Origin of the sequence: Peribacillus sp. NPDC097197 (assembly GCF_050278025.1) — a bacterium.
In the GTDB taxonomy this organism is placed as follows: domain Bacteria; phylum Bacillota; class Bacilli; order Bacillales; family DSM-1321; genus Peribacillus.
Genome location: NZ_JBNNST010000003.1, coordinates 1 through 14188 on the forward strand (window position 1 = coordinate 1; position 14188 = coordinate 14188).

Annotated in this window: 15 protein-coding genes; 3 read left to right on the top strand and 12 right to left on the bottom strand. The window is 42.7% G+C overall.

Features of this window, described 5'->3' with window-relative positions; translation table 11 throughout:
- Window positions 1–169: 169 nt before the first annotated feature.
- Window positions 170–1603: an argininosuccinate lyase gene (argH, locus tag ACQKL6_RS04645; RefSeq protein ID WP_402874332.1), complete on the bottom strand. Its 1434-nt coding sequence runs from the start codon at window positions 1601–1603 to the stop codon at window positions 170–172.
- Window positions 1546–2751 (bottom strand): argininosuccinate synthase, encoded by a 1206-nt coding sequence (locus tag ACQKL6_RS04650; protein ID WP_402874329.1) that lies wholly within the window; start codon window positions 2749–2751, stop codon window positions 1546–1548. The genes argH and ACQKL6_RS04650 overlap by 58 nt, the downstream gene beginning before the upstream one ends.
- A gap of 214 nt (window positions 2752–2965) precedes the next feature.
- Between ACQKL6_RS04650 and ACQKL6_RS04655 the strand changes: the two genes are divergently transcribed.
- Window positions 2966–3280, top strand: coding sequence for a hypothetical protein (locus tag ACQKL6_RS04655; protein WP_402874326.1), 315 nt, complete (start codon window positions 2966–2968; stop codon window positions 3278–3280).
- A gap of 61 nt (window positions 3281–3341) precedes the next feature.
- Here ACQKL6_RS04655 and ACQKL6_RS04660 read toward each other — a convergent pair whose 3' ends face one another.
- From ACQKL6_RS04660 to sppA, 9 genes are all read right to left on the bottom strand, one after another.
- Window positions 3342–3854 carry a MogA/MoaB family molybdenum cofactor biosynthesis protein gene (locus ACQKL6_RS04660; protein ID WP_402874324.1) on the bottom strand — a complete coding sequence of 171 codons (513 nt, stop codon included), beginning with the start codon at window positions 3852–3854 and terminating at the stop codon, window positions 3342–3344.
- On the bottom strand, window positions 3851–4693 hold the full coding sequence (locus ACQKL6_RS04665) for an EcsC family protein (RefSeq protein WP_402874322.1): 843 nt from the start codon (window positions 4691–4693) through the stop codon (window positions 3851–3853). The genes ACQKL6_RS04660 and ACQKL6_RS04665 overlap by 4 nt, the downstream gene beginning before the upstream one ends.
- Window positions 4694–4876: 183 nt before the next feature.
- On the bottom strand, window positions 4877–6091 hold the full coding sequence (locus tag ACQKL6_RS04670) for an acetate kinase (RefSeq protein ID WP_402874320.1): 1215 nt from the start codon (window positions 6089–6091) through the stop codon (window positions 4877–4879).
- 162 nt (window positions 6092–6253) lie between these two features.
- Window positions 6254–7240 (bottom strand): class I SAM-dependent methyltransferase, encoded by a 987-nt coding sequence (locus ACQKL6_RS04675; protein WP_402874318.1) that lies wholly within the window; start codon window positions 7238–7240, stop codon window positions 6254–6256.
- A 323-nt stretch (window positions 7241–7563) separates the two neighbouring features.
- Window positions 7564–8064, bottom strand: a complete 501-nt coding sequence (gene tpx / locus ACQKL6_RS04680; protein ID WP_402957736.1) for a thiol peroxidase — start codon at window positions 8062–8064, stop codon at window positions 7564–7566.
- Window positions 8065–8189: 125 nt separating this feature from the next.
- On the bottom strand, window positions 8190–8663 hold the full coding sequence (ytfJ, locus tag ACQKL6_RS04685) for a GerW family sporulation protein (RefSeq protein ID WP_402874312.1): 474 nt from the start codon (window positions 8661–8663) through the stop codon (window positions 8190–8192).
- Window positions 8664–8678: 15 nt separating this feature from the next.
- A complete protein-coding gene (locus ACQKL6_RS04690; RefSeq protein ID WP_427650673.1) occupies window positions 8679–9371 on the bottom strand; it encodes a DUF2953 domain-containing protein in 693 nt (230 codons plus the stop codon).
- Between the two features lie 104 nt (window positions 9372–9475).
- Window positions 9476–10006: an RDD family protein gene (locus tag ACQKL6_RS04695; protein WP_402874962.1), complete on the bottom strand. Its 531-nt coding sequence runs from the start codon at window positions 10004–10006 to the stop codon at window positions 9476–9478.
- Between the two features lie 12 nt (window positions 10007–10018).
- Window positions 10019–11020, bottom strand: a complete 1002-nt coding sequence (sppA, locus tag ACQKL6_RS04700) for a signal peptide peptidase SppA (RefSeq protein WP_427650674.1) — start codon at window positions 11018–11020, stop codon at window positions 10019–10021.
- 203 nt (window positions 11021–11223) lie between these two features.
- Here sppA and ACQKL6_RS04705 point away from each other — a divergent pair, with 203 nt between their 5' ends.
- Together ACQKL6_RS04705 and ACQKL6_RS04710 are read left to right on the top strand one after the other, a co-directional pair.
- The gene (locus ACQKL6_RS04705; protein ID WP_402874957.1) at window positions 11224–12027 is read left to right on the top strand and encodes an NAD kinase; all 804 of its coding nucleotides are present in this window, start codon (window positions 11224–11226) and stop codon (window positions 12025–12027) included.
- Between the two features lie 182 nt (window positions 12028–12209).
- Window positions 12210–13025, top strand: coding sequence for a protein-glutamine gamma-glutamyltransferase (locus ACQKL6_RS04710; RefSeq protein WP_427650675.1), 816 nt, complete (start codon window positions 12210–12212; stop codon window positions 13023–13025).
- A gap of 37 nt (window positions 13026–13062) precedes the next feature.
- On the opposite strand, the gene rarD is transcribed toward ACQKL6_RS04710, so the two are convergent.
- The gene (rarD, locus tag ACQKL6_RS04715) at window positions 13063–13992 is read right to left on the bottom strand and encodes an EamA family transporter RarD (RefSeq protein WP_402986612.1); all 930 of its coding nucleotides are present in this window, start codon (window positions 13990–13992) and stop codon (window positions 13063–13065) included.
- Between the last annotated feature and the right edge of the window lie 196 nt (window positions 13993–14188).

The window sequence follows — 14188 nt, forward strand, 5'->3', positions numbered from 1 at the left end:
TTTCAAGTTGATCTCGCTGAATAGAATCATGTTTCGAAAGCATCTTTATCACCTCAAGTTTTAATACTTTTATTTTAAAATAAAAAAGACTGTAGACAAAGTCGATTTTCATCGAGTTTGTCTACAGTCTGAGATCGTACACCAAATCGGTGTACGATCTTTTCATTTGTTATGCACTTATGAGTTTCTCCGCTTTTTCAATCGCAAGCTGCACTTGGGCAAACCCAGTACCACCTGCACTATTACGGCGTTTAACTGCTTCGTATGGATTTAATGCGTCGTAAATATCCTCTTCAAACAACTCGGATGCCTCCTTGAATTGTTCCATGCTAAGGTCAACTAAATAGCAGCCGTTTTGTACACAGAATAAAACAAGTTTGCCGACGACTTCATGGGCTTTACGGAAAGGCATGCCTTTCGAAGCCAGATAATCGGCCAATTCGGTTGCATTGGAAAAGTCATTTTTCGTTGCTTTTTCCATCACGTCTTTTTTCACTTTCATCGTTGAAATCATGCCTGCGAAGATTTTAAGTGAACCAACAATCGTTTTAACCGTATCAAAAACGCCTTCTTTATCTTCTTGCATATCTTTGTTATAAGCAAGTGGCAGTCCTTTTAATACAGTCAGTAACCCTGTTAGATTCCCGTAAACCCGTCCTGTTTTACCGCGGATCAGCTCCGCCATATCAGGGTTTTTCTTTTGTGGCATGATGCTGCTTCCCGTTGAGAAAGCATCATCCAGTTCAACGAATTGGAATTCCTGGCTTGACCAAAGAATGATTTCTTCGCTGAAACGAGATAAATGCATCATCATCGTTGCGCTGTTACTCATGAATTCCAGGGCGAAATCACGATCACTCACTGCATCCAGACTATTTTCATATATGCCATCAAAGCCAAGTAGCTCTGCACTTAACGCACGGTCAATCGGAAAAGTCGTCCCAGCAAGCGCTCCTGCACCCAAGGGAGAAATGTTGATTCTCTTGAAGCTTTCAGTGAAACGTTGTTTATCGCGCTCCAGCATCCAGAAATAAGCCATTAAATGGTGAGCGAATGAAATTGGCTGGGCACGCTGTAAATGCGTATACCCTGGAATGAGTGTTTCCACATTCTTTTTAGCCTGTTCCAAAATTGCTCCTTGGAGTCCATTAATGAGTTCCAGAATCACTTTCGTTTGGTTGCGCATGTAAAGATGAAGGTCTGTTGCTACTTGGTCGTTACGGCTTCTGCCAGTATGCAATTTGCCTCCGACCGGGCCGATCGCTTCAATGAGCATGCTTTCAAGGTTAAGATGGATATCTTCCATCTCCACCTTGAAAGTCAATTCACCTTTTTCCGCTTTTTCCTGTAAACCCTTCAGTCCCACAATGATCTGATCAGCGTCCTCTTCTGGCAGGATCTGGCATGTCTTCAGCATGGTGACATGTGCCAAGCTGCCTTGAATATCTTCAAGGACAAGTTCCTGATCAAAGGATATGGAAGCCCCGAACTCATCTACCCATTCTTCGGCAGATTTCGTGAATCTTCCTCCCCAAAGCTTGCTGCTCACACTGTCACCTTCTTGTTGTTGACCATGCTGTTCACTTTCGTTGGAAGTCCCCATAATTTAATGAAACCAACTGCTGCCTCATGATCGAATTCGTCCGCTTTTGTATAGGTTGCTAGTTTTTCATTGTATAGAGAGTACTCTGATTTTCTTCCTTCGACAATGGCATGGCCTTTGAACAGTTTCACACGGACAGTACCCGTAACGTTCACTTGTGTCTCTTTCAAGAATGCAGCCAACGCTTTTTGAAGTGGTGAGAACCAAAGTCCTTCATAGATCAATTCCGTCATTTTCTTCTCAATCACTGGTTTGAAATGGGCAAGTTCTTTTACCAAAGTAATATCTTCAAGTTCTTTATGTGCAGCGATCAATGTCATGGCACCTGGAGCTTCGTATACTTCACGAGATTTGATACCTACTAATCTATTTTCCACGTGGTCGATACGTCCGACACCGTGTTTACCGGCAATTTGATTCAATTCAACAATCAAATCAGCCAATTTGTAGTTCTTGTCGTTCAGTGTAACCGGTACACCTTGTTCAAATCCGATTTCAATGATATCGGCAGTATCCGGTGTGTTTTCAAGGCTTGTTGTCAGATCATATGCCTCTTCCGGAGGAGCAGCCCATGGATCTTCAAGGATTCCACATTCGTTACTTCTTCCCCATAGGTTTTGGTCGATTGAGTAAGGGCTGGCTAAACCGATTGGAACAGGAATTCCATTCTTGGCAGCATATTCGATTTCCTCTTCACGAGACCATCTCCAGTCACGTACAGGTGCAAGAACTTGTAAATTAGGGTTTAAAGCCGAAATGGATACTTCGAAACGCACTTGGTCATTTCCTTTTCCCGTACAACCGTGCGCAACGGCTACTGCATTTTCTTCTTCAGCCACTTCCACTAGCTTCTTCGCGATAAGTGGACGCGATAGAGCTGATACTAAAGGATATTTTCCTTCATATAGTGTATGGGCTTGAAGAGCCGTCAATGCGAATTCATCGGCGAATTCGTCTTTTGCATCAATTACATAAGAACTAACCGCTCCGACAGTGATTGCTTTTTCTTTAATAAAGTCTAAATCTTTTCCTTCACCGACATCCAAACAGCATGCCACTACGTCGTATCCTTGATCTTGTAACCATTTAATTGCAACAGAGGTATCTAATCCTCCAGAATAAGCTAAAACTACTTTTTGATTTCCCATGTTTTATCGTCCCTTTCGTGTGAATAAAAATTCATTCGTTGTTATTTTTATTCAATCTATGTTTAGTACTTTATCATTTTTATACAAGGAATACAAGGGGTATTTTACTGATTTCAGTAAAATTTTTTCGATATTCCAAATAATTTACACAATGGATACATCGGTTAAAATATAGTAATCTAAGAGTATGAAAACTGTGATTACAGGAGGCATTATGAAAGAACTTTTTACGTATGATGAACGGCTTGGAATCTCCATCCCCGACCTCCCCATGGAATGGGATGAATACTCTAAAGGAAAGCAGCACCGCATACTCGCACACTGGGAAACTATCCGGGGTCATATCCCGGACCGTATACAGGAGCTGGAAGCCATTATCAATCGGAAACAGACACAGCTCTCTGATGAAAGTAATTTTGTCTTGTCATGCCAACTCAACACGGAAATCTCCGAACTGGCTTCCGTGATAAATGATCTTTGGCTTTGGTATCGGACCGATCAGGGGATAAGTGAAAAGATGCATAATTAAGCCCATTTCCATGCAAAAAAAGCCCCGGTTTTTAAAACCGGGGCTTTTTTTGTCCGTTTCCTTATGTATCCTTCCGAATTTCCCCGACAACATGGCCCAATTCCGGAAGTATTAGTTTATTCATCGCAAGGCGAACCGCCCCAGATGAACCAGGAGTCGAAAAGATCGCTTTATTAAATGCCACTCCAGCAATCGCCCTTGATAGGATGGCTGCCGATCCGATATCTTCTTGATAGCTCAACATACGGAAAAGCTCACCAAAACCGGGTATCTCTTTAGTCATCAATTCTTTTACCGCTTCAATCGTGACATCCCTGTTGGCGATGCCTGTACCGCCATTGGTTAGGATGGCATCGACTTGATTGCTTTTTCCGCCGGCCGTAATCGCCTCTTGGATTGCACCACGTTCGTCCTTCACGATTTCATATTCTGTCACTACATGGCCCTGTGATTTTAGGAGGTCCATCATCAAGGATCCGCTTTTATCCGTTTCTTCGTTTCGCGTATCACTGACCGTGATCACCTTGCATCGAATCGGCTCCGTAGTGGCCTTTTTATGTTCCTTGACACTCATTCTTCATCGGCCTTCTTTCCCTGTAAATAACGATACTGATAGAATTTCTGGGCGAATTCACTGACATCTTTCGTCATTTGGTAATTAGCCCCGGCGCCAATGGCCATACTGATAAGCGGTACGCCGCCCAATAGTTTTTTCCTGAAAACCGTGATGGATACAGCTTTTAATAATTGCTTTAATGGCTGTTCCATCCACTTTGGATTCGTCAGCTCCTCTATTCCCATATACCAATATTCATCTTCCGCAGTCTGAATTTCCCGGACCAATTCTTCCCAAGCCACTCCTTGGAGCCGCTTAGGCATCGCCCCTGCATTGAATACCTTTAAGGCCATCATCATTTCAAAGGGTGTATTCCCTTCAAAACCATAAGACATCGCTATCAGCTGTACGGTTCGAACATTAATGACTGTCATGGCCGGGATATCACTTCCCAGTAGGAGCAACCCTCCACGACCGCTTATTCCTCCCTGCACAAAAGAATATAAACGATGCTTCGCAATATGCTGGTTCGCTATGTAGTTCAACTGGTCGATTGTTAAAAGGTGTACATCCTTGATCTCCTCAATCTCATCATTGAATACGCGTGCCGAGGCCAAAATGCGGTCTCTTGCGTCTATTTGAATGGATGAGCTCTGTACCATCGCATGCAAGTGAAATAACCAAGTATCAAGCTTTTCAAAAAATTGTTGTTGAACATCTTCAGGCAACCGTGAAAAACTTTGCTCTAGCCATTTATCATATAATGATGCCAGGTCTGTCGGATTATATTGGTTCAGTTTATCTTGCCATTCACTAATTTCATTCCAAGTTTTCATGTCCCGATTTGTGAATTCCATGCAACAAGCCTCCTTTATAAAGAATTGGTGGATTCTCCCTTTAAGTATACCATACGGCACAGCTTTTCAAGAATATGAAGCAGCTTACAACCTAACCGAAAATCAACATCTAAACAGAACTCCGGGCAAATCCGCACGTAAAAAAGCCTCCATTCCCTTGATGGGCATGGAGGCTTTTTTCTTCTAGGAAAGCATATCTTCTAAACTTTCATTCATTGTGATATTCATCGTATCTCTGACAATCATGACTTCTTCATTCGTAGGAATGACCATGATTTTCACCGGGGAAAATGGGGAATTGATGAAGGCTTCCTCACCAGAGGTACGATTCAGGTCTTCATCCCAATAAACTCCCATGAATTCAAGTCCATCCAAGATCCTCCCCCGGATGTCCTGGCTATTTTCACCAATGCCGGCCGTAAAGATGATTCCATCCACGCCGCCCATTTTTGCTGTATAAGAACCTATGTATTTATGAATGCGGCCAGCAAATACCTCTAGCGCAAGCTCAGCCCGCTCATTTCCTTTATCGGCTTCCAATTGGATATCGCGTAAGTCGCTGGAGAAGCCAGACAGTGCAAGGATCCCACTTTTCTTATTCAAGACATCCAGTACTTCATCTGCCGTTGTCCCCGTTTTCTCCATGATGTAAGGAATCAAAGCTGGATCGATATTCCCTGAACGTGTACCCATCGTCACGCCGGCCAATGGAGTGAATCCCATCGACGTGTCAATCGACTTTCCTCCCTCGATGGCCGTGATGCTAGCGCCATTTCCCAAATGACAGGATATCAACCGTAACTGTTCTATCGGTCTTCCTATCATTTCCGCTGCACGTTGGGAAACATATTTATGTGATGTACCATGGAATCCATATTTCCTGATACCGTATTTCTCATAGTACTCAAATGGCAAGCTATACATATACGAACTGGGTTCCATGGTTTGATGGAAGGCCGTATCAAAGACAGCAACCGCCGGCACTTCACCCAATATTTGCTTAAACGCCTTGATGCCCGTTATATTGGCAGGATTATGAAGGGGAGCTAAATCCGAAAGCTTCTCTATTTCTTCTATAACTTCCTCTGTGATTAAGACGGAGTCGCTAAACACTTCACCACCATGCACAACTCGATGGCCCATGCCATCTATTTCTTCGAAAGAGTGTATGATTTGGTGGTGAATCAGTTTTTCTAGTAAAAGCCCGACAGCCACTTCATGATTTGGGATGTGTAACGTTTCAGAAATCTTCTCGCCTTCAACACTCAAGGTGAATGTGGAGTTTTTCAAACCGATCCTTTCCACAAGACCTTTCGTAATAACATGTTCACTAGGCATCTCAAAAAGCTGAAACTTCAAAGAAGAGCTGCCTGCGTTTATAGCCATAATTTTAGACATCCATCCTGCTCCTTTACTCTAAGCTAGTCTACAAACGTGCAGTATATAATGTATATATCTTATCATGGCAAATGGATTCCACCAATAAAAAATTTAATAATTTAAAAAACTCTTTATCTTCTAAAAACAAAAGCCGATGCCTTTTGGCATCAGCTTTTGTTTTTATTTTTCTTCCTTAAACCAATCGTCCATCTGGTTCATGACCGACCTAGTCGCATCGAAGTCAGATAGCTTCGGAAGTTGTACCAACAAGGCTTTCTTAGGAGCCTCGACGCCATCCTTTTTCTTTTGAAGGATTAAAATGCTCTTGGCAGCCGCTTCGTTTTTAAACATGGTAAGCGGAAGCTGCACCATTCCTTGAATGTGAGTATTTTTTTTCAAATAGTCATTGAGTTTAGGTGCTTCTTCCGAGACAAATAAATTATTCGGGACAATGAAGAATAGATATCCTCCATCTTTCACATGTTTGACACTTTGCTCTATGAATAGATGATGTGCATAGGAATGGCCGTTTTCTGCCTTCAGTTCGTATTCCGCTGCACGGACATCATTCGGGTAATACCCAATCGGCAAGTCACTGACTACCACATCCGCTGGGTCAATGAAAAGCGGCTCTAGGCTGTCCTGATTGAAAAATGATAAGGGATGCTCTTGAAGATTAGCCCCGGCATATGCAAGTCTGATCAAGGTTTCGTCGATTTCCACACCAAATGACGCCATGTTTTTATCGGTCAACTGGTTCATGATCGCAAAGAGTAGGTTTCCTGTCCCAACAGCTGGATCGAGCATGACGATCTCTTTTTGATCCTTCGTGAATTTGCCGACTAAGTAACTGACAAAAATCCCGACGGCATCCGGTGTCATGTGATGGTTAGGTTGTACGCTTTGTTGCATGCCTTTAAGGATGGCCAGCTGGTATGCTTTACGGATGGCTTCCTTTTCATACTTTTCCAATGAAAATTCAGCATAATGCTTCATTAAACTTTTCTTTGATTCTTCACTGATTTCTTCCTGCATCACTTTCCCTTGGAAAAAATTCTCTCCGGTCTCGCCCAAAGCATCGAGATACGTGCACGACAGTTCATCTTGCAATATTTTGGTTGTTTCATCAAATTCATAAAATAGTTCTTCAACTGGGGTAGACTTCACTTATTTATTCCTCCTGTTTGCTTCTGTCCTTATTTTAAAGGTAAGGAGTAAGACTTACAAGTCGTAAGCCCCGTTTATCATTCATCAGTTATTTGACAGAATGTTTCCTTATTGGAGCCATTCGGTACATGCTATCCTATCATTGGGTTGAAGCAATGTCTGTCAGTGAACTCACAGGTAGGCGTTTCTTTGGGGAATGAGGAAAAGGTCTGGTTTTGAGGGGTTCTATCTTTATTCATCATAAGTCAATCTTCCTGTTTTTAGGATGTTCGACCCAATAGAAAAACCAGGCACATCAGCGCCTGGTTCAGTGAGCTCAGTCCTTACTTTGCTGCTTTAGCTGCCTCAATGGCACCTTCATAGTTTGGATGAGTCGTACCTTCACTTACATATTCAACATAAGTGATTTCATCGTTACTGTTCACGACGAATACGGAACGTGCCAGTAAACGAAGTTCCTTCATCACAACACCGTAAGCTTCCCCAAAAGAAAGGTCGCGGTGATCGGAAAGGACTTGGACATTGTCGAGTCCGCTTGCAGCACACCAGCGTTTTTGTGCGAATGGAAGGTCATTGCTGATCGTCAATACTTTCACATTATCCAATTTGGCAGCCTCTTCATTGAATTTGCGTGTCTGTGCATCACAAACGCCTGTATCAACGGACGGAACGACACTGATAATGCGGACTGTGCCTTTTGAGTCGTTTAATGTAACCGGTGTTAAATCATTAGCCAATACTGTAAAATCAGGTGCTTTATCCCCAACTTTAAGTTCTGGTCCCACTAAAGTGACCGGGTTGTTTTTAAAAGTAACTGAAGCCATTAAAAATTCCTCCTTTATATGCTTTATGTACAAGCTTTATGATATTTGTTTTATCGTAATTTTGCAATTAATTGGATTTTAGAATTTTACATCAAAAAGAAAAACTCGGCGGACGCCGAGTCGCATTAGAAATCCAAATCCTGTTTAGGTTGTTGATTGTTCATGTTCATTGAATTCCTTTGACCGCTATCTTGCCTTGATTGATTATTATCTTTTTTAGCTAGCATCGATTGGATCTTATCAACGACCTGCGGTGCTAAATCCATCATTTTTTCTAAAAGATGCGTACCTTCATCTAAATGAATCATCTTCACGCCATGTGTACCAACAATAAGGAAAGCTATAGGCGTAATGGATACTCCACCACCACTACCCCCACCAAATGGTTGCTTTGAGTCGCCCTGTTGACCTTGATGGTTACCATCGATCACAAATTCACTGCCTCCAGCGGCAAATCCGAAGCCCACTTTGGAAACCGTTAAAATGACACTTCCATCGGGGGTTTCCACCGGGTCTCCGATGATCGTGTTAACATCGACCATCTCTTTCAAGTTCTCCATGGCTTCTTTCATTAAACCTTGTATTGGGTGATCAGACATCTAAATTCCTCCACTCTACATCGATTGATTATTGGAATCTCCAGTTAGCTTCGCTAATTTCTTAGACTTGAATTTCACTTTACCGCCTTTCCAGTAGCGAAGCAGTTTTATCCCAGTCAGTATAGCTTGCCCGACTCTGAATTCTAATATGCAAGCAATGGACGTATTGGCCTGTTTTCGATAAAAATCCGGTGTAATCGTATAGGATGGCATGACCCGAAAATTCAGATAGGTGGTCAATAAACCAATGATTGATCCTTTAAGGGCCCAACAGTTACCTGTTAATATCCCTGTTTGGGCAGCATGTTTCGTCCCTATCATACTATGCCATGCAAACTCTTTCACTTGGACTTTCCCGAGGAAGTGCCGAATGATCCGATGCAAATCAACTATATGGTTGATCAAGGCCCGCATATCGCTTAAACCATCCATGAACTCTTCCGGTGTAAGCTTGGCCGTCGACTTCTTTTCCGTATCATTCATCGTGTCCGTTTCTTTCTCCACGATGAGAGCCGTCGATTCATCGTCTTTCTTTATGACTGGCACCTTCAATGTGTAATGCAATAAGCCATGCCAGGCCGTCATTTTCATATGGATAAGATCATCTTTTTGAATACGCTTATAGGTAAAATGCACCCTGACTTTAGTGAAAATGAGAAGAAGCAACACCGCTATGAGGATAGCCAATATCATTACAATCCATTTCACATATCCACACCCTTTCAGCCATTCATTATCGGCCTCGTCAAAAAAAAATAAACCTATTGGACCTAAAATGGCAGTCCGGCAGGTTTATTTATTAAAAAAGGTCATCATCTTCTAATTAAAACGACGCTCGTGTCCGCAAAGATATCATGCAAAGCCTGTTTCTTAGGTAATAGGCCTGCCAAAAGGTAGCCGACCCAGGTAACTTTGGAAATATAACGTCCAAACAATTCCCTGAATAATACCGTACCCCAGGTAATCGTCTCTTCCTTCAAGGCCACTACCTTCAAACCAAAAATCATCTTGCCTAATGTCTGATTGAAGAATTTGGTCATCAGGATGAAATAAAGGAAAAAGACAATGGCCGTCAATAAGGCCTCAGCAGAAAACCAAAGGTTATCTGACTCATTATAAAACTTAAAGATGGGGTGAATCAAGATGCGATTCAAACTGCCAATCACAAACAAGTCCGCTAAATAGGCCCAAAATCTCATCCAAAAACCGGCAAAACACACGACTTTCACATCGCCATCATCCTCTAGAGGTTGGACTGGCAAAAGCTCTGGCTGTATGGGTCCCTGCTCCGATGCTAGATTGGATGGTACGATTCTTTCATTGCTATCATTTTGTTCCGTCATTCTTCAGCCCCCCTATTCCGCATACAAATACATCAAGCGTGGGGAATTTGAAGAGGAAAGGATTTTTGTCAACACGGCCGTTTCCACATCATTTCCCAATATTTTTTGCGCTCCCATACTGAACAATGAACCTAATCCGGCTTCACCTGTATAACGAATGACTTGCGCATTTTTTTGACCGATATCGTTTTTCATGGCAGCAATCACATCATCCAAATGGCCGAAGTCATCAATTAAATGAACTTCTTTCGCCTGACGTCCATCATAGATCCGCCCATCCGCAATCTTCCTTACTTCTTTTTCGGACATGCCACGTCCATTGGCAATGATCTTGACGAATTGATCATAAGAATTATCGATCATATTTTGGAGGATTTTCCGTTCATCATTGGTCATTTCCCTCGTCGGACTCATAATGTCTTTGTATGTACCGCTTTTGATCGTTTCAAATTCGACACCATATTTCTCGGCTAATTTCTCGTAATTGTACCCCTGCATGATGACACCAAGTGAACCTGTCATGGTTTCGGGGCTGGCAAAGATTTTATCGGCTGGTGCAGAAATATAATACCCACCGGATGCCGCCATGGAACCCATGGACACATATACGGGCTTTTTCACCTTTTTAATATCAAGGATTTTGTCGTAGATTTCAGCGCTTTCCACAACCCCGCCGCCTGGTGAATTCACTCGAAGGATAATTCCTTTGATATTGTCATTCTCTTCCGCCATTTGCAGCTTGTCCATGAAATCCCGGTGATTGTAGGTTTCCGAACTTAACAGGGAAGCTTCCCCTGTATCCTGAATCGTTCCTTCTACATCCAATACCGCGATGACATTGGTTGGATCTTCGCCTTCTATGACTTCTTCGTAAAATCCGCTATCGGACGCAAAAAAATCTTCGAAAACACTTTCTGTATCGGTTGCAAATAAAGTGGTGGCTAGACCTACGCCAATAGAAACAAAAAATAAAACGGCTGCGATACCCAGAGCAGCCCAACGCTTCCCATTCATATGTGTTCCCCCTTAAATTTCTATCACTCTTATCTTACGAACTGTAAACAAAAAAGTTTCAATCCATGATAAAATGAGACCATCTTAAAATTGTAGCAAATAATCCTCAAATTGGAAATGGCAAGGCATCTTGTTCTATCAACTTTTTCCTTGATTTTATTGAGTAGGCCCTAACAAGACTATACATATTTAATGGGGGAATCATGATGACCAATCGCCGGAATATTTATTTTTTTCATGTACAGAACGAGCAGATGATAAAGAACGTCAAGAGATTGACGGAGTTGGCGCAACAATATTCATTTGAAGTCGTCAAGGATTATAGAAAGGCCAACATCATCGTTAGCATCGGTGATGACGGCACCTTTCTACAAGCCGTCCGGAAAACCGGGTTTCGGGATGACTGTTTATATGCAGGCGTTTCTACCACAGGCAACTTGAACATGTATTGTGATTTTTACATGGAAGACGTAAACAGAATGATCGTTGCCATGACGAACGAACAAATCGAGGTCCGTAAATATCCTGTTATCGATATCCAGCTCGATGACCAACCCTTTTTCTATGCCTTGAACGAGCTCAGCATCCGCACATCCGTCATCAAAACCTTTATCATGGACATTTTCATTGATCACATCCATTTTGAAACACTGCGCGGAGATGGAATCATCATCGCGACCCCGACGGGCAGCACCGCCTATAATAAGTCCGTGAATGGAGCAGTAGTCGATCCGCTTCTACCATGCTTCCAGGTCAGTGAACTCGCTTCGATCAACAATAATACCTACCGGACCTTAGGCTCGTCCTTCATCCTGAGCGGCGACCGAACGCTGACCGTCCACCTTGGGCAAAACGGGCCAAGCTACCCGATCATTGGCTTGGACAACGAGGCCCTGAGTATTCGCAATATAGAGAAAATCAAGATCCGCTTAAGCAAGAAAGTCATGAAAACGGTCAAATTAAAGGATAATTCCTATTGGGAAAAAGTAAAACGCACCTTTTTATAAAACGCCTAGATTTGCAGGTTTGGAGGATGTTTCTTCCAAGCCTTTTTTATGATTGCACTCCTGTTAAGGATAAAGTCCGGAAAAGAGTCTAGTCGTCTAACACTTTCATGCAAGTACTCATATAATTATCATGTATATGCAAACACCCCTTACATTAACTTCACCAAAAGGCGGATATCATCATGATAAAAATCAATCACAAACCGATCGACGCTAGCCAGCTGCTAGCCGGTATAACAAACAAGAACCTATCAACCATTATTCAGCTGATGGCCATATATCCTACCGTTTTTGAGTTTGACACATTGGAAGATTTTCGTTTCGACTTAAAAATACGTATGAAGGCCATTCAGGCTTCCGTATTGTTAGAGGAAAGTGGGGCCGAATTTACGATCCTCGAAGATTCCCTATGCAATCCACAAGTTTGGCAACTCACGAAAGACCGGGCTTTTGAACTCTGGCCGAATATCCCTCCACACATGGCATTGAATGACATATTCATAAACGGCAGACTATACTCTTTCGAATGCGGAACAGCCATATTGGTCGTATTTTATAAAGCGATACTGGATTCAATCGGACCTAAGAATTTCGATCGTATTTTTCCTGATCTGTTTCTTTACAACTGGCACTATCATCATCATCTTTCCATCCTTGTCCATGAGGGGATAGATTATTTACCTGGTGACTGCTTATACTTCAAAAATCCGGACTTTGCTCCGAACACCCCGGAATGGCAAGGGGAAAATGCAATCATGTTAGGCCAGAACCTCTTCTTTGCGCATGGTATCGGAGTCACCGATCAACAAGAAATCATTACCGAATTGAATAGTAACAGAATTTGGGGATCCATGATCTCCGCCTACCTGACAACACATATTATCCAAATCGACAGTTCCGCTTATCGGCCCTACTCCATAAAAAGTGAACGTGACGATACGGATTCACTCGATAATATGATCGTTGGCGAGATAGGTTCCAACACCTATTTAACCTAAAAAGCGCCTGGAGGGAATCATCCCTCCAAGCGCTTTTTTAGGCACCTATATTTCTTTTTCCTTTAAATCTACCAGCACCCACTTTTCCCCATTTCGTAATGGAAAGTGTATAAACGACCAATGCGGACCAGATGAAGATAAAGGCCAAGAAGTGTGCTTTTGTAAAGCTTTCATGATATACGAACACCCCTAGGAGCAAAGTCAAGGTTGGGGCAATGTACTGCAGGATGCCAAGCATGGACAAAGGCACCTTCTCTGCACCTTTCGCAAAGTACAGTAAGGGTAGTGCCGTTACGATTCCCCCACCCATCAACATCAGGCTCGTTCCGCTGGATGCGAAAAATTGCGAATCCGAATGGAGCATCAAATATATCCAGTAACCCAACGCAAGTGGCGTCACCATCATCGTTTCAAGCGTCAGTCCCACGGCTGATTCGGCCTTGATCATCTTTTTCGCCAAGCCATAGAGTCCAAACGTGATGGCCAGGATGAGCGATACCCATGGAATCGTTCCAAAGTGGATACCAAGGATCAAGACACCAATTCCAGCGAGGATGAATGAAACGACCTGCGATCGGCTTAGTTTTTCTTTCAAGACGATGACTCCCAACAAAACGCTGACAAGCGGATTGATATAATAACCAAGGCTCGTGTCGAGGATTCGTTCTGAGTTAACAGCCCATATGAACACTCCCCAGTTAGCTGAGACCAATAGCGAGGCCGTCAATAATGCGGCAAATAATTTGGGGTTGCCTAGGATTTCTTTAACATAATCGACAAAAGCCCGCCATTTTTTCATGAATGCCAATAAAACCACCATGAAGACGAAGGACCATAATACCCGCTGAGCTAAAATTTCCGCTGCCCCAACGCCCTGAAGAAATTTCCAATATATCGGGACAATGCCCCACATCATATAAGAAACGGCTGCATAAATCGCCCCTTCTTTTTGTTCGCTTACTTTCATAACCTTTCCTTCTTTCCCTTTGCATCATTCCATAGTCACGCTCAAATTTGCTCTAATGGAACGATTTTTTCTGTACCTTCATTTCTTTGATGACTTACCCCTTACCCTTTTCCCCTTCCGATTCGATTGTCTTCCTTAAACGACAAGGACCACCTACTTAGAAAGCAAACATTGTCCTTTCAGGTCGATTTCCCCG